Origin of the sequence: Streptomyces sp. NPDC001513 (genome assembly GCF_042894695.1) — a bacterium.
Taxonomy (GTDB): Bacteria; Actinomycetota; Actinomycetes; order Streptomycetales; family Streptomycetaceae; genus Streptomyces.
In genome coordinates this window covers 184,691-200,967 of record NZ_JBIAVU010000005.1, presented here as the reverse complement: position 1 = coordinate 200,967, position 16,277 = coordinate 184,691, and the positions used below count along the sequence as shown (strand labels likewise).

11 protein-coding genes are annotated in these 16,277 nt (G+C 74.0%); 2 read left to right on the top strand and 9 right to left on the bottom strand.

The features are described from left to right. Window positions 1-27: 27 nt before the first annotated feature. The 7 genes from ACFYZ4_RS12880 to ACFYZ4_RS12850 all read right to left on the bottom strand — a co-directional run bounded on the left by ACFYZ4_RS12880 (window position 28) and on the right by ACFYZ4_RS12850 (window position 9,096). A complete protein-coding gene (locus ACFYZ4_RS12880; RefSeq protein WP_351297629.1) occupies window positions 28-633 on the bottom strand; it encodes a TetR/AcrR family transcriptional regulator in 606 nt (201 codons plus the stop codon). Beyond that, entirely contained in the window at window positions 621-1,358 is a 738-nt protein-coding gene (locus tag ACFYZ4_RS12875) for an enoyl-CoA hydratase family protein (protein ID WP_390783908.1), read from the bottom strand. Before ACFYZ4_RS12875 ends, ACFYZ4_RS12880 begins: the two co-directional genes overlap by 13 nt. 350 nt (window positions 1,359-1,708) lie before the next feature. Beyond that, window positions 1,709-2,878 carry an acyl-CoA dehydrogenase family protein gene (locus ACFYZ4_RS12870; protein ID WP_384351890.1) on the bottom strand — a complete coding sequence of 390 codons (1,170 nt, stop codon included), beginning with the start codon at window positions 2,876-2,878 and terminating at the stop codon, window positions 1,709-1,711. Further along, complete coding sequence (locus tag ACFYZ4_RS12865; protein ID WP_390783907.1) at window positions 2,875-4,806, bottom strand: acetyl/propionyl/methylcrotonyl-CoA carboxylase subunit alpha; 1,932 nt, start codon at window positions 4,804-4,806, stop codon at window positions 2,875-2,877. Before ACFYZ4_RS12865 ends, ACFYZ4_RS12870 begins: the two co-directional genes overlap by 4 nt. Before the next feature lie 8 nt (window positions 4,807-4,814). Continuing rightward, window positions 4,815-6,413, bottom strand: coding sequence for an acyl-CoA carboxylase subunit beta (locus tag ACFYZ4_RS12860; protein WP_390783906.1), 1,599 nt, complete (start codon window positions 6,411-6,413; stop codon window positions 4,815-4,817). Then, entirely contained in the window at window positions 6,410-8,269 is a 1,860-nt protein-coding gene (locus ACFYZ4_RS12855) for an acyclic terpene utilization AtuA family protein (protein WP_390783905.1), read from the bottom strand. Before ACFYZ4_RS12855 ends, ACFYZ4_RS12860 begins: the two co-directional genes overlap by 4 nt. Then, window positions 8,266-9,096, bottom strand: coding sequence for a TIGR03084 family metal-binding protein (locus ACFYZ4_RS12850; protein WP_390783904.1), 831 nt, complete (start codon window positions 9,094-9,096; stop codon window positions 8,266-8,268). Before ACFYZ4_RS12850 ends, ACFYZ4_RS12855 begins: the two co-directional genes overlap by 4 nt. Window positions 9,097-9,445: 349 nt before the next feature. Here ACFYZ4_RS12850 and ACFYZ4_RS12845 point away from each other — a divergent pair, with 349 nt between their 5' ends. Then, window positions 9,446-11,068, top strand: a complete 1,623-nt coding sequence (locus ACFYZ4_RS12845; RefSeq protein ID WP_351300230.1) for a CocE/NonD family hydrolase — start codon at window positions 9,446-9,448, stop codon at window positions 11,066-11,068. Window positions 11,069-11,203: 135 nt separating this feature from the next. Here the strand turns inward: ACFYZ4_RS12845 and ACFYZ4_RS12840 are convergent, their stop codons facing one another. Beyond that, entirely contained in the window at window positions 11,204-12,157 is a 954-nt protein-coding gene (locus tag ACFYZ4_RS12840; RefSeq protein WP_390783903.1) for a DMT family transporter, read from the bottom strand. A 61-nt stretch (window positions 12,158-12,218) separates the two neighbouring features. Next, window positions 12,219-15,038: an FAD-binding and (Fe-S)-binding domain-containing protein gene (locus tag ACFYZ4_RS12835; protein WP_390783902.1), complete on the bottom strand. Its 2,820-nt coding sequence runs from the start codon at window positions 15,036-15,038 to the stop codon at window positions 12,219-12,221. An 84-nt stretch (window positions 15,039-15,122) separates the two neighbouring features. Between ACFYZ4_RS12835 and serC the strand changes: the two genes are divergently transcribed. Then, entirely contained in the window at window positions 15,123-16,241 is a 1,119-nt protein-coding gene (serC, locus tag ACFYZ4_RS12830; protein ID WP_351300224.1) for a phosphoserine transaminase, read from the top strand. Window positions 16,242-16,277: the final 36 nt, after the last annotated feature.

Here is a 16,277-nt window from a genome sequence, read left to right as displayed (position 1 = left end):
GCCCTGCCGTTTACTCCGGCCGGGGCCTCAGGACAGGGCGGCGTCGAGGATCCGGGACCACTGGGCCACCACGCGGGCCCGGCGGGCCGTGTCGTCGGTGAGGACATTGGCCAGACCCAGGCCGCGGGCCATGTCGAGGAGGCCCTGCACGGTCTCCCGTACGCCCGGCGCGGACTCGTCGGCGCCCAGCAGCTCCACGGCGATGCGGTGGGTCTCGCGGCCGACCCGGGCCTCCAGTTCGGTGACCCGGGGGCGCAGCTGCTCCTCGTTGGAGGCGGCGACCCACAGCTGGAGCGCGGCCCGGAACAGGGTGCCCGTGTACAGGTCCACGAGCGCCTCCACCACCGCGGGGCGGGCGGCCGGGCCGGCGTGGAACAGGTCGCGCAGGGCCGTGGAGCGTTCCTCGGCGACGTACTCGACGGCCGCGGTGAACAGGTCCTCGCGGGTCGGGAAGTGGTGCTGGGCGGCGCCGCGCGAGACGCCGGCCCGTTCGGCGACGACGGAGACGGTGGAGCCGGCCCAGCCGTGTTCCGCCAGACAGGACACGGCCGCCTCCAGGAGGTGGCGGCGGGTGACGCGGCTGCGCGCCTGTTTGGGGCCGGCCGCGCCCGCCGCGCTGGTCACAGTGCCCATGAGGGTTCCCGGCGCTCGAAGCGGGCGGTGATGCCCTCACGGGCCTCGGCGGACGCGAAGAGCTGCCCGGACAGCTCCGTCAGGCGGGCGCCGTCGCGGTACAGGGCCTCGCGCACGGCGGCGGCGGTCAGCGCCTTGGTCGCGGCCAGGCCCTGCGGGGAGGCCTTGCGCAGGCCGGCGAGCACGGGCTCCAGTGCCTCGTCCACGTCCTCGGCGTGCAGGGTGAGCAGCCCGATCCGGGCGGCCTCGGCGGCGTCGAAGGCCTCGGCGGTGAGGAAGTAGCGGGCGGCGGCGCGCGGGTCCAGGCGCGGGAGCAGGGGCATGGAGATCACCGCGGGGGCGAGGCCGAGGTGGGTCTCGGTGAAGGCGTACGAGGACTTCGGCCCGGCGGCGGCGATGTCGCAGACGCCGAGCAGCCCGAGGCCGCCGGCCCGGACGTGGCCGGTGACGCGGGCGAGCACGGGCTTGGGCAGCTCGGCGATCTCGCGGAGCAGGGCGAGGAAGTCTGCGGGGGCGCTGGGGGACTTGAGGTCGGCGCCGGAGCAGAAGGTGTTGCCGGTGTGGGTGAGGACGAGGGCCCGGACCGCCGGGTCCGCGGCGGCGGTGGCGAGGGCGGCGCGGGTCGCTGCCACGAGCTCGGCGGAAAGGGCGTTGCGGTTGGCCGGGGAGTCGAGGGTCAGGGTGGTGACGCCGGTCGCCTGGGTGGCGTGGACGAGTGGAGCCATGTCTCCTCCGGAGTGGTGTGCGGTGGGGTTCTCCCCGACGGGTCCCTCCGGGGAGGGTACGTGTTGCCCTGCGGGCGGCTGGGCGGTGTACGGGTGTGGAGCGGGGCTCGTGCGGGTCGCCCTGCGGGCGGCTCGAAGGGTGGTGGGGCGGTGCCCCGCACGAGGATCTCCTCGGCTCGCGCCTGCGACCGTGGTCCGGCTGTGCGGCCTGGGTTGCGCGCTCGTCCTGCGGGGACCCTCCTGCGTGTCCCCGCCCCACAGCCAGGCTTCGACGGCGGCCCCTTCAGCCCCGCCTGGGGGTACCCCCGGACGGAGTCTGGGGGAGATTGAGGCGCCCACCCACCGGTGGATCAGTAGGACTTGGGGAGGCCCAGGGTTTGGTGGGAGATGAAGTTGAGGATCATCTCGCGGCTGACCGGGGCGATGCGGGCCACGCGGGCGGCGGTGACGAGGGAGGCGAGACCGTACTCGCGGGTGAGGCCGTTGCCGCCGAGGGTGTGGACGGCCTGGTCCACCGCGCGGACGCACGCCTCACCCGCCGCGTACTTCGCCATGTTCGCGGCCTCGCCCGCCCCCATGTCGTCCCCCGCGTCGTACAGGCGGGCAGCCTTCTGCATCATCAGGCGGGCCAGTTCGAGCTCGATGTGCGCCGCCGCCAGCGGATGCGCCACGGCCTGGTGTGCGCCGATGGGTTCCTTCCACACCTGCCGGGTCTTCGCGTAGTCCACGGCCTTGGCGAGGGCGTAGCGGCCCATCCCGATGGCGAAGGCGGCGGTCATGATCCGCTCGGGGTTGAGTCCGGCGAACAGCTGGAGCAGGCCCGCGTCCTCGTCTCCGATCAGCGCCGAGGAGGGCAGGCGTACCTCGTCCAGGACCAGTTCGAACTGCTTCTCCGCGGCCTGGAGTTCCATGTCGATGACCGAGCGGGAGAAGCCGGGGGTGTCCCTCGGGACGATGAACAGGCACGGCTTGAGGCGGCCGGACCGGGCGTCCTCGGTGCGGCCGACGATCAGCGTGGCGTCGGCGATGTCGACGCCGGAGATGAAGACCTTGCGACCGGTGAGGATCCATTCCTCGCCGTCGCGGCGGGCCGTGGTGGTGATCCGGTGGGAGTTGGAGCCGGCGTCGGGTTCGGTGATGCCGAAGGCCATGGTGCGGCTGCCGTCGGCGAGGCCCGGGAGCCAGGCCTGCTTCTGGTCGTCGGTGCCGAAGCGGGAGATGACCGTGCCGCAGATCGCGGGCGAGACGACCATCATCAGGAGGGGGCAGCCGGCCGCGCCCAGTTCCTCCAGGACGATGGACAGTTCGGCGATGCCGCCGCCTCCACCGCCGTACTCCTCGGGGAGGTTGACGCCGAGGTAGCCGAGCTTCGCGGCGTCGGCCCACAGCTCGTCGGGGTGGCCGCCTTCGCGGGCGACGCGGGTGAGGTACTCGCGGCCGTAGCGCTGCCCGAGGGCGGCGACCGCCGTGCGCAGGGCCTGGTGCTCTTCGGTCTCGACGGTGCTGGTGGCGGAGCTCATGACTGCGTTTCCTCCTGGACTACGGCGAGCAGGGCGCCGAACTCGACCTGTTGGCCGGTGGCGGCGTGGAGCGCGGTGAGCGTGCCGGAGGCGGGAGCGAGGATGCGGTGCTCCATCTTCATGGCCTCCAGCCAGAGCAGGGGCTGCCCGGCGGTGACGGGGCTGCCGGGGGCGAGGCCCTCGGCGATGCGGACGACGGTGCCGGGCATGGGGGCGAGCAGGGAGCCCGGTTCGGTCCGGTCCTGGGGGTCGGGGAAGCGGGGGACGGGGGTGAGGGTGTGGGCGCCGAGTGCGGAATCCACGTAGATCTCGGTCGCGCCGGAGTTGTTCGAATTACGTTTCACGTGGAACGCCCGCCGGATTCCCTCGATTTCGAGGGTGACGAGGGTGGGGGTGGCGGCCAGGACCCGGATGCCGGGGTGGTCGACGAGCCGGCCGGCCTGGTAGCGGACCTCGTACTCGGCACCGCCCGCGGTGTAGCGGCGGATCTGCGGCTGGGAGCGGACGTTGCGCCAGCCGCCGAGGCGGGCGGCGAGCGGGGCGTCCGCGGCGGGAGCCGCTTCGGCGAGGGCGGCGGCGAGGGCCGCCTCCGTGGCGTCCGCGGCGCCCGCGGTGAGGGCGTCGAGGTGGCGCTCGTAGAAGCCGGTGTCGAGCTGTCCGGCGGCGAAATCGGGGTGGCGCAGCGACCGTACGAGGAGCTCGCGGTTGGTGGTGAGCCCGTGGATGCGGGCTCCGGCGAGGGCGTGGGCGAGGGCCCGTACGGCCTCGGCGCGGGTGGGGGCGTGGGCGATGACCTTGGCGAGCATGGGGTCGTAGTGGATGCCGACCGCGTCCCCGTCGGTGAAGCCGGTGTCCACGCGGACCTGGCCGGGGACGGCGAGGGTGTGCAGGACTCCGGTCTGCGGGCGCCAGTCCTGGGCCGGGTCCTCGGCGTAGAGGCGGGCCTCGACGGCGTGGCCGGTGGGCTCCGGCGGTGACGGGGGCAGGGCCTCGCCCTCGGCCACGCGCAGCTGGAGGGCGACGAGGTCGAGGCCGAAGACGGCTTCGGTGACGGGGTGTTCGACCTGGAGGCGGGTGTTCATCTCCAGGAAGTACGGGCGTCCGTCGGCGGTGACGAGGAACTCGACGGTGCCCGCGCCCTGGTACGAGACCACCCGCGCGGCGGCGACAGCCGCTTCGTGCAGGCTCGTGCGCAGGGCCTCGGGCAGGCCGGGCGCCGGGGCTTCCTCGATGACCTTCTGGTGGCGGCGCTGGAGGGAGCAGTCGCGGGTGCCGAGCGCCCAGACGGTGCCGTGGGCGTCGGCGAGGATCTGCACCTCGACGTGGCGGCCGCGCTCGACGTAGGGCTCGGCGAAGACCTCGCCGTCGCCGAAGGCCGAACGGGCCTCGGCGGAGGCCGCTTCGAGGGCGTCCCGGAGCCCGGCGAGGTCGCGGACCACGCGCATCCCGCGCCCGCCGCCGCCGGCCGCGGCCTTCAGCAGCAGGGGCAGGTCGGCGGGGGTGGCGGCGGCCGGGTCGACGGGGTCCAGGAGCGGTACCCCGGCGGCGCGCATCAGGTCCTTGGCGCGGGTCTTGGAGGCCATGGCCTCGATGGCCTCGGGCGGCGGGCCGATCCAGGTCAGGCCGGAGGCCAGGACCTCGCGGGCGAAGTCGGCGTTCTCGGAGAGGAAGCCGTAGCCGGGGTGGACGGCGTCGGCGCCGGCGGCGAGGGCGGCCTTGATGATCAGGTCGCCGCGCAGGTAGGTGTCGGCGGGGGCCGCGCCGGGGAGGCGTACGGCCGCGTCGGCTTCGCGCACGTGCAGGGCGTCGGTGTCCGGGTCGGAGTGGACGGCGACGGTGGCCAGGCCCAGGGCGCGGGCGGTGCGGAAGATCCGTACGGCGATCTCGCCGCGGTTGGCGACGAGCAGCGAGGTGATCGGCTGGGTCATGTGCGGGCTCACATCCGGAAGACGCCGAAGCCGCCACGGGCGCCCTCGACGGGGGCGTTGTGGACGGCCGACAGGCACAGGCCGAGGACGGTGCGGGTGTCGCGCGGGTCGATGACCCCGTCGTCGTACAGCCGCCCGGACAGGAACATCGGCAGGGACTCGGACTCGATCTGCGCCTCGACGAAGGCGCGCATCCCGGCGTCGGCCTCCTCGTCGTAGGGCAGTCCCTTCGCGGCGGCGGACTGCCGGGACACGATGGAGAGCACTCCGGCGAGCTGCTGGGGTCCCATGACGGCGGACTTGGCGCTGGGCCAGGCGAAGAGGAAGCGGGGCTCGTAGGCACGGCCGCACATGCCGTAGTGGCCGGCGCCGTAGCTCGCGCCGATGAGCACGGACAGGTGCGGGACCTTCGAGTTGGACACCGCGTTGATCATCATCGAGCCGTGCTTGATGATGCCGCCCTGCTCGTACTCCTTGCCGACCATGTAGCCGGTGGTGTTGTGGAGGAAGAGGAGGGGGATGTCGCGCTGGTTGGCGAGCTGGATGAACTGGGCGGCCTTCTGGGACTCGGCGCTGAACAGCACGCCCTGCGCGTTGGCGAGGATGCCGATCGGATGGCCGTGGAGGGTGGCCCAGCCGGTGACGAGGCTGGTGCCGTAGAGCGGCTTGAACTCGTCGAAGTCGGAGGCGTCGACGATGCGGGCGATGACCTCGCGCGGGTCGAAGGGCGTCTTGAGGTCGGGCGGGACGATGCCGAGGAGTTCCTCGGGGTCGTACTTGGGCTCCTGCGCCGGGGCCGGATCCGCGTGGGGCTTGCGGTGGTTGAGCCGGGCGACGACGCGGCGGGCCTGGCGGATCGCGTCGTACTCGTCGAGGGCGTAGTAGTCGGCGAGGCCGGAGGTGCGGGCGTGCATGTCGGCCCCGCCGAGGGACTCGTCGTCGCTCTCCTCGCCGGTGGCCATCTTGACCAGCGGCGGACCGCCGAGGAACACCTTCGAACGGTCCTTGATCATGATGGTGTGGTCGGACATGCCGGGGATGTACGCGCCTCCGGCGGTGGAGTTGCCGAAGACGACGGCGACGGTGGGGATGCCGGCGGCCGAGAGCCGGGTGAGGTCGCGGAAGATCGCGCCGCCCGGGATGAAGATCTCCTTCTGGGAGGGCAGATCGGCGCCGCCGGACTCGACGAGGCTGATGCAGGGCAGGTGGTTCTGCCGGGCGATCTCGTTGGCCCGGAGGGCCTTCTTGAGGGTCCAGGGGTTGGAGGCGCCGCCGCGGACGGTCGGGTCGTTGGCGGTGACCAGGCACTCCACGCCCTCGACGGTGCCGATGCCGGTGACCATGGAGGCGCCGACGGGGTAGTCGCTGCCCCAGGCGGCCAGCGGGGACAGTTCCAGGAACGGGGTGTCCGGGTCGAGGAGCAGCTCGACGCGTTCGCGGGCCAGGAGCTTGCCGCGCTGCCTGTGGCGGGCCGTGTACTTCTCGCCGCCGCCCTGGAGGGCCTTGGCGTGCTCGGCGTCGAGGGCGGCGAGGCGTTCCAGGGCGGCGGTACGGGCCTGCGCGTGCTCGGGGGCGTGCGGGTCGACGGTGGTGCGGAGGCGGGTCATGGGCCGGTCCCCTCCGGGGCGGTCTCGGGCAGCAGGTGGGTCGGGATGTCCAGGTGGCGGGCGCGGAGCCATTCGCCGAGGGCCTTGGCCTGGGGGTCGAAGCGGTGGCCGGAGGCGACGCCGGCGCCGAGGATGCCGGTGATGGTGAAGTTCAGTGCGCGGAGGTTCGGGAGCGGGTGGCGGTGCACGGGCAGGGCCCGGGCTTCGGGGAGCAGTTCCCGCAACAGCTCGACGGTGAGGGTGCGGTCCAGCCAGGCCCAGGCCTCGTCGGACTCGACCCAGACCCCGATGTTGGCGTCGCCGCCCTTGTCTCCGCTGCGGGCCCCCGCCACTGCCCCCAGGGGGGCGCCGCGGGTGGTGGGCCCTGCGGGGCTCTCCCCCACCCCGCCCCTTCCCGAAACCGGGGCTCCGCCCCGGACCCCTTCGGGGGCTCCGCCCCCAAACCCCCGCGCCTCAAACGCCGGCGAGGCTGGATCTTTCAGCCCCTCCGGCGTTTGAGGAGCGGGGTCCGGGGCGGAGCCCCAGGTTTCGGGAAGGGGCGGGGTGGGGGAAAGGCTCCGCGCAGCGGGGATCGGCAAGCGGGTGCCGTCCGCCAGGACTGCCACGTGGGGGACCTCGGCCGCCGGGGTCAGGGTCGAGGTGAAGACCCCGTACGGCTGGGCCGGGCCCGGCGGGGTGGTGACGTGGAAGCCCGGGTAGCTGCCCAGGGCCAGTTCGATCGCCGTCGAGGTCAGGACGCGGCCCACCCGGTCCGGGGACGGGTCGCGGACCACCAGCCGCAGCAGGGCGCTGGCCGTCTCCTCCGTCGGGGCGTCCTCGTGGTCTGTGCGGGCGAGGGTCCAGTCGGCGGTGGCCACGCCCTCCAGGGCGTCGGAGAGCTGTGTGCGGACCAGGGCCGCCTTCGCTTCGATGTCCAGGCCGGTCAGGACGAAGACGACCTCGTTGCGCCAGCCGCCGATGCGGGTGACGCCCACCTTGAGGGTGGACGGCGGGGGTTCGCCGAGCACGCCGGAGATGCGGACGCGGTCGGGGCCGTCCTCGGAGAGGCGGACCGTGTCCAGGCGGGCGGTGACGTCGGGGCCGAGGTAGCGCACGCCCTGGGTCTCGTAGAGGAGTTGGGCGGTGACGGTGCCGACCGAGACGATCCCGCCCGTGCCGGGGTGTTTGGTGATGACCGCCGAGCCGTCGGCGGAGATCTCCGCGAGCGGGAACCCGGGGCGGCGGACGTCGTGCGCGGTGAAGAAGGCGTAGTTGCCGCCGGTGGCCTGGGTTCCGCACTCCAGGACGTGGCCGGCGACCACGGCCCCCGCCAGCCTGTCGTGGTCGTCCGGGGCCCAGTCGAACCACCAGGCCGCCGGGCCGCTGACGAGTGCCGCGTCCGTGACCCGGCCGGTCACGACCACGTCCGCGCCGGCCCTCAGGCAGGCGGTGATGCCGGCGCCTCCGAGGTAGGCGTTGGCGGTGAGCGCCCCGTCCTCGTGCGGGGTGCGGTCGTCCCCCTCGACGTGAGCCACGGTGACGGGGACGCCCACCTTGGCCGCCAGGGCCCGTACGGCGTCGGCGAGTCCGGCCGGGTTGAGGCCGCCCGCGTTCGCGACGATGCGTACGCCGCGCTCGTGCGCGAGCCCGAGCCCCTCCTCCAGCTGGCGCAGGAAGGTCTTGGCGTAGCCGAGGTCCGGGTTCTTCAGGCGGTCGCGGCCGAGGATCAGCATGGTCAGCTCGGCGAGGTAGTCCCCGGTGAGCACGTCGAGCGGGCCGCCGGTCAGCATCTCGCGCAGGGCGTCGAAGCGGTCGCCGTAGAAGCCGGACGCGTTGCCGATCCGCAGCGGGCGGTCGGCGGGGGGCCGGGGCGTCATCGGGCGGCCCCCGGCTCGCGCCCGGCTCCCGGCTCGCGCCCCGCGCCCGCCGGGCCCGCGAAGGCCTGGGCGATGTCCAGCCAGCGGTCCGCGTCGGGGCCGACTGCGGTGAGGGCCAGGTCGGTGCGGTGGGCCCGCTGGGTCACCAGGAGGCAGAAGTCGAGGGCCGGGCCGGTGATCCGCTGGGGGGCGTCCGGCGGCCCGTACGTCCACACCCCGGCGCCGTCGGGGGCTGTCAGCTCGACCCGGAACTCCTCGGCGGGCGCGGGTAGTCCGCGTACGGCGTAGGCGTAGTCGCGGGCCCGTACGCCGATCCGTGCCACGTGCCGCAGCCGCGCGGTCGGGGTGCGGCGCACGCCGAGCGCGTCGGCGACGTCCTGGCCGTGCGCCCAGGTCTCCATCAGCCGGGCGCTCGCCATGGAGGCGGCCTTCATCGGCGGCCCGTACCAGGGGAACCGGGTGTCGGGCGAGGCCGCGGCGAGCGCCTCGTCGAGGGCGGCCCGGGTGGCCCGCCAGCGGGCGAGCAGTTCGGCGGGCGGCAGCGCCGCGCCCTCTTCCGCGCCCTCGTCGACGAAGGAGTCGGGGGCCTTCAGCGCTTCCTCGACCATGACGCCGAAGCCGGCCGCGTCGGTGAGGGAGAGCAGCGAGGCGCGGTCGGTCCAGTGCAGGTGGGCGATCTGGTGGGCGATGCTCCAGCCGGGCGCGGGGGTCGGCAGGGCCCAGTCGGGATCCGGCAACTCCCTGACGAGGGCTTCGAGTTCGCGGCCCTCCTCGCGCAGATCTGCGAAGACGGCGACGGCTGCGTCGACGGCGGACGGATCGGGCACGGTGCGCTCCCCTTCTCGGCGTGAGGGAAGAGTGGCAGCACCCAAGAAAACAATCAAGCACGCTTGCATGATTTTCTCGGCAGGCGGCGCCTTCCCGCCACCCGCCCCAAACCGGCACGACAGGAAGGGAGTTGTCCCGCCGCCCCGCCGACCGCAGGTCCCGCGGCGCGGCGGCCGCCGGGCACGGAGGGGGCGATTCAGGCCGTAAGCCGGAAACTCGCGATACGTCACCGGATGTCCCGTCGATACTGAACGTTCCGCTCCGGGCCCGGGCGCGCGCACCACGTTCGATCCACATTCGATCCACGTTCGATCCGCTTTGGATCCACGACGAAGAGGATGGACTGACGTGACTCCAGCCGCCCAACCCCCCTTCTCCCTCTATCCCGAACTCGACGCCACCGCCCTCGGCGCCTTCGTCGCCGCCCTGGAGAGCGGCGACGTCACCGGCCTCGCCCCCGCCCGCGCCGCGGAGGTCGCCGAGGTCCGCTCCCTCGCCGTGTTCACCCGCGGCAAGGTGACCGGCGCCGACGGGGACCTCCTCGACGCCGCGCTCTGGCGGCACACCGGGGCCCAGCCGCGCCCGGTGATCGTCATGCCCTCGCCCTGGACCAGCCTGGGCTGGCTGCCGTACGCCGTCCAGGCCAGCCTGTTCGCGGCCCGCGGCTACAACGTCCTCGCCTACTCCGCCCGCGGCTTCGCCGGCTCCGAGGGCCAGGTCGACGTGGCCGGCCCGCTCGACGTCGCCGACGGCAGCCGGGCCCTGGACCACCTCATCGAGCGCAGCTCCGGCCCCGTGACGAAGATCGGCTTCCTCGGGGACTCGTACGGCTCCGGCATCAGCCAGCTGGTCGCCGCGCACGACACCCGCGTCGACGCCGTGGTCGCGCTCAGCACCTGGGGCGACCTCGGGGAGGCGTTCTACGAGAACTCCACCCGCCACGTCGCCGCCGTACGGGCCCTGCTGAAGGCGGCCGCGAAGGCCCGGCTGAGCCCGCAGACGCACAGCGTCTTCGACAACGTCCTCGGCAACCGCGACATCCCCGGCACCCTGCGCTGGGCGGAGACCCGCTCGCCCTTCAGCCACATCAAGGAGCTCAACCGCCGCCAGGTGCCGGTCTTCTTCTCGCACGCCTGGCACGAGACGCTCTTCCCGCCCAACCAGACCCTGAAGATGTTCAACGAGCTGACCGGGCCCAAGCGCCTCGCGGTCTCCATCGGCGACCACTCCGGGCCCGAGATGACCGGCATGCTCGGCCTGCCGAACCGGATCTGGACGGACGCCCACCGCTGGTTCGACCACCACCTCAAGGGGATCGACAACGGCATCGGCGCCGAGGGCCAGGTGCTCGGCGAGGTCATGTGGAGCAAGACCCTCGAACCCCGCCCCAGCTGGCCCTCCCTCACCGAGAGCGTGCAACGGCTGCACCTGGCCGACGACGGGGAACTGGCCGGGGATCCGCAGGCCGGCTGGACCGCGACCGTCGTGTGCGGGGTGGACACCCCGGCGACCGTCGCCGACAAGGTCGTCGAGTCCGGATACGACGAGATCGCCGGCCGCCCGAAGATCTACCCGACCGACGACATCGACCGCACCCTCGCCGCCGTATGGGAAGCGGACCCGGCCGCGGAGACCGTCCGGCTGCGCGGCACACCCCGGCTGCGGGTGACCTACCGGGCGGCGAACCCCGGCTCCACCTTCGTCGCGTACCTCCTCGACGCGGCCCCCGACGGCACGGCCCACATCGTCACGCACGCCCCGTACACCGACGTCGACTCCCCGCCCGACAGCCTGGTCAGCGCGGACATCGACCTCCAGGCGACGGCGTACGACGTACCGCGCGGCCACCGCCTGATGCTGGTGATCGACGCCCGCGACCCGTTCTACGGCGACGCCAACCTGCCGCGCGCGACGCTGGCGTTCACCTCGCCCGAGGCAACGCCCTCCTACCTGGACCTGCCGCTCGGCTGAGAGACGTACACCCGCCCGGCCGGTCCCCCGCGGCCGGCGGGGCGGGCGTACGCGTCAGTAACGACGCGGGGAGTGCCCGTCCGGTTGCAGCCGGATACCACTCGGCAGACCGGGCCCGGGGCGTGTCGACGTCCGTCAGGCGGGCTGCTTGCGGATCTGGGAGCGGACCGCGCCCATGCTGGCCGCGATCACCAGGGCGATGGCCAGGGCGTCCAGCGTGGACATGGCCTGGTTCAGGACGAGGAAGCCCGCGGTGGCGGCGATGGCCGGCTCCAGGCTCATCAGGATCGCGAAGGTCGGGGCGGGCATCCGCCGCAGGGCGAGCATTTCCAGCGTGTAGGGCAGGACGGAGGACAGCACGGCCACGCCGAGGCCCAGCGCGAGGGTGCTCGGGACCAGCAGGTCCGTGCCCGCGCCGGCGATGCCCAGCGGCAGCGAGAGGACGGCGGCCACCGCCATCGCCAGGGCCAGGCCGTCCGCCTGCGGGAAGCGGCGGCCCGTCCGCGCGCTGAACACGATGTACGCCGCCCACATCGCGCCCGCCCCGAGCGCGTAGGCCGCGCCCAGCGGGTCGAGCGAGCCGAAGCCGAGGCCGCCCCCGCCGTGTCCGGAGAGCAGGACCACGCCGCCGAGGGCGAGGCCGGCCCACAGGAAGTTCACCAGGCGCCGGGAGACGAGGACGGACAGGGCGAGCGGCCCGAGCACCTCCAGGGTGACGGCCGGGCCGAGCGGGATCCGGTCGATGGCCTGGTAGAAGAGCCCGTTCATGCCGGCCATGGCGACGCCGAAGGCGAGCACCGTGCCCCAGTCGGAGCGGGAGTAGCCGCGCACCTTGGGCCGGCACAGGAGCAGCAGCACGACCGCGGCGGCCGCGAGGCGCAGGGTGACTACGCCCGCCGCGCCCGCCCTCGGCATGATCATGACCGCGAGGGCGGCGCCGAACTGCACCGAGATCCCCGCCGAGATCACCAGCGCGACCGGCCCGAGACCGCGGCCCGTGCCCTCGGCGGGCAGCGGGGCCGGTGTGGGGGCGGGGGCCGTCGTGGCGGCCGACACTGCCGGCGTGGGAGATGACGAAGGTGCGGGCATTTCTCCAGATTACGCGTTCCGTAAGGAGTGTCGAGCCGGGTCTTTCCTTACAGATCTTTCCTTACAGGTCCGCGGCAAGGCCCTCGGCCAGGAGTTCCGCCAGGTGGCGGGCCCGGACCCCGCCCAGCTGGGCGATCTGGGTGCGGCAGGAGAAGCCGTCCGCCTGGACCAGGGCGTCCGGACCGGCCGCGCGCAGCGCCGGGAGCAGCTGCTCCTCCGCGCAGGCCACCGACACCTCGTGGTGGCCCGGCTCGAAGCCGAAGTTCCCGGCCAGACCGCAGCAGCCGCCGCTGAGCTCGCCCACGAGACCGGCGCGCTCGCGCAGTCGCCGGTCCGCCGCGTCGCCGAGGACCGCGTGCTGGTGGCAGTGGGTCTGCCCGACCACCGCGCGGTCGAGGCGGGGCGGGCGCCAGTCCGGGGCGTACTCCTCCAGGGCCTCGGCGAAGGTGCGGACGGCTGCCGCCAGGCGGGCCGCGCGGGGGTCGTCGGGGAGGAGGGCGGGGAGGTCCGTGCGGAGGGCCGCGGCGCAGCTGGGTTCGAGCACCACGACGGGGGTCCGGACGTCGCCGAGGGCCGTGAGCGTGCGGTGGAGGACCTTGCGGGCGCGGTCGAGGCGGCCGGTGGAGACGTAGGTCAGGGCGCAGCAGACCGTTCCGCCGGGTGTGGTCACCCGCAGGCCCGCGGCCTCCAGGACCCGTACCGCTGCGCGGCCGGCCTCCGGGGCGAGGTACTCCGTGAAAGTGTCGGGCCAGAGGGTGACGGTCGGGGTGGCCGTGGGTGCGGTGCCCTGCGGGCCGCTTCCGGGCTCTGCCCGGACCCGCGCCTCAAACGCCGGCGGGGCTGGGTGGTGCGGCGGAGCTGAAAGGTGCGGCGAGGCTGGAGGGTGCTGCGGAGCCGAGAGGTAGCGGGTGAACGGCTCGGCCGCCAGTTCCGGCAGCACCCGTTCCCGTGTCAGGCCCGGGAACGGGAGGAGGCGGGCGGCCGTGTTCGCGGCGCGGGTCAGCCGCAGCGCGGTGATCAGCCGGAGCCAGGTCGGGAGGCCGCCCAGGGCGTAGTGGGCGAGCGGGCGGATGCGGCCCGCCCAGTGGTGGTGCAGGAACTGCGATTTGTACGTGGCCATGTCCACGCCCACCGGGCAGTCGCTGAGGCAGCCCTTGCAGCCCAGGCACAGGTCCAGCGCCTCGGCGACCTCCGCCGAGCGCCAGCCGTCCCGCACGATCTCCCCCGCCAGCATCTCGTGCAGCAGCCGGGCCCGGCCGCGCGTGGAGTGCCGTTCCTCGCCCGTGGCCCGGTACGAGGGGCACATCACCCCCGGCCCGCCGCCGGCGTCCGTGGTGCGGCACTTCGCCACCCCGACGCACCGCGCGACCTCACCGGCGAACGGCGTGGCCGGCAGCACCGCGAAGCGGAGGTTCTCGTCGAGCCGTGCGGGCCGGACCAGGATCCCCGGGTTCATTCCGCCGGCCGGGTCCCACACGTCCTTGTACGCGCCGAACAGCCCGACCACCTCCGGCCCGTACATGCGCGGCAGCAGTTCGGCCCGCGCCTGCCCGTCGCCGTGCTCCCCCGACAGCGAGCCGCCGTGCGCGACGACCAGATCGGCCAGTTCGCCGGAGAAGGCCCGGAAGCGGGCCACCCCGTCCGCCGAGACCAGGTCGAAGTCGATGCGTACGTGCACACAGCCCTCGCCGAAGTGCCCGTACGGGGATCCGCGCAGCCCGTGCGCCGCGAGCAGCGCGCGGAACTCGCGCAGGTACGCGCCCAGCCGGGCCGGCGGCACCGCGCAGTCCTCCCATCCCGGCCAGGCCATCTCCCCGCCCGGCAGCCGGGTCGCGGTGCCCGCCGCGTCCTCCCGGATCCGCCACAGGGCCCGCTGCCCCGCCGGGTCGGTGACCACCACCGCGTCGAGGGCGTCGGCGGCCCGTACGAGTTCCCGCGCCGCGCCCTCGTCCCGCATCTCCACGAACAGCCAGGCCCGGCCGCGCGGCAGTCCGGCCGCCCCGCGCACCAGGTCCTCGGCCATCCCCTCCACCGTCAGAGGCCGGTACGGGAGCAGCCCGGCGGCCGCGTCCGCGGCCGCGCTCTCGTCGGCGTACCCGAGGACGGCCAGGACCGGCGCACGCGGCGCCTCCACCAGGCGCACGACGGCCTCGGTCACCACCCCGAGCGTGCCCTCGCTCCCGCAGAAGGCGCGGGCGAGCCGCACCCCGCGCTCGGGCAGCAGCGCGTCCAGTCCGCCGTAGCCGGAGATCCGCCGCGAGAAGCCGCCGCCCATCCCGGTGCGCAGGAGGGCGAGGTTGCCCTCGACCAGTTCCCGCAGCCCCTTCGGCGCCCCCGCCCAGCCCGTGCCGATCCGGTGCGCGGCGCCCCCGTACGCCGTCACCGCCAGCTCGGCCACGTTGTCCGCGGTGGTGCCCCAGGCGACCGAGTGGGCGCCGCACGCGTTGTTGCCGATCATGCCGCCGAGGGTGCAGCGGGAGTGCGTGGAGGGGTCCGGCCCGAAGGTCAGCCCGTACGGGCGCACCGCGTCCCGCAGCCGGTCGAGTACGAGGCCGGGCTGGACCACGGCGGTGCGCGCGGCCGGGTCCACCGACACCAGGGCGTTCATGTGCCGGGTGAGGTCGAGGACCACTCCGGTGCCGGTGGCCTGACCGGCGATGGAGGTGCCGCCGCCGCGCGGGACGACCGGGACCCCGGCCTCGGCGCACACGCGGAGGGCGGCCGCCACGTCCTCGGCGTCGCGCGGGGCGACCACGCCGACGGGAACGCGCCGGTAGTTGGAGGCGTCCATCGTCGTCAGTGCCCGGGCGGCGGCCCCGAAGTCCACCTCGCCGCGCAGCTCCGCCCGCAATGTCCGTTCGAGTTCCCCGGGTGACGTCACGGCACCACCCTCGCACCGTACGGCCGCGTCTCATCGGGTGGACGCGCCTCCGAGGCGTGGACCGGGACCCGATACGCTCCGCTCGTGGCCGAGATCCAGATTCCCGCTGACATCAAGCCCGCCGACGGACGCTTCGGCGCGGGCCCCTCCAAGGTGCGGACCGAGGCGCTGGACGCCCTCGCCGCCACCGGTACCTCCCTGCTCGGAACCTCCCACCGCCAGGCCCCGGTCAAGAACCTGGTCGGCTCGGTGCGGCAGGGCATCCGGGACCTCTTCTCCCTCCCCGAGGGGTACGAGGTGATCCTGGGCAACGGCGGCTCCACCGCCTTCTGGGACATCGCGACCGCCGGTCTGATCGAGCGGAAGTCCCAGCACCTCACCTTCGGTGAGTTCTCCTCCAAGTTCGCCAAGGCCGCGAAGCTCGCGCCGTGGCTGGACGAGCCCTCCGTGATCTCCTCGGAGCCGGGCACGCACCCGGAGCCGGTGGCCGAGGCGGGCGTGGACGTGTACGCGTACACGCACAACGAGACCTCGACGGGTGTCGCCGCGCCCGTCAAGCGCGTCGCGGGCGCCGACGCCGGTTCACTCGTCCTGGTGGACGCGACCTCGGGCGCCGGCGGTCTGCCGGTGGACATCACCGAGACGGACGTCTACTACTTCGCCCCGCAGAAGTCCTTCGCCTCGGACGGCGGCCTGTGGCTGGCCGCGTTCTCCCCGGCCGCCCTGGAGCGCGCCGCCCGCGTGCACGCGTCGGGCCGGCACATCCCGGAGTTCTTCTCGCTGCCGACGGCGATCGACAACTCGCTGAAGAACCAGACGTACAACACCCCGGCGCTGGCCACCCTCTTCCTGCTGGACCAGCAGCTGGAGTGGATGAACAGCCAGGGCGGTCTGGAGTTCACCACCGGCCGTACGGCGGCCAGCGCGCGCAACCTGTACGGCTGGGCGGAGGCGTCGAAGTACGCGACCCCCTTCGTCGTGGACGCCGACAAGCGCTCGTCCGTCATCGGCACGATCGACTTCTCGGACGACATCGACGCGGCGGCCGTCGCGAAGGTGCTGCGCGCCAACGGGATCGTGGACACCGAGCCGTACCGCAAGCTGGGCCGCAACCAGCTGCGCATCGCGATGTTCCCGGCGATCGACCCGGCCGACGTGCAGAAGCTGACGGCCTGCATCGACTACGTGATCGAGAAGCTCTGACGGTCCGTACCCGATCGGTACCGAGGCCCCCGGTGA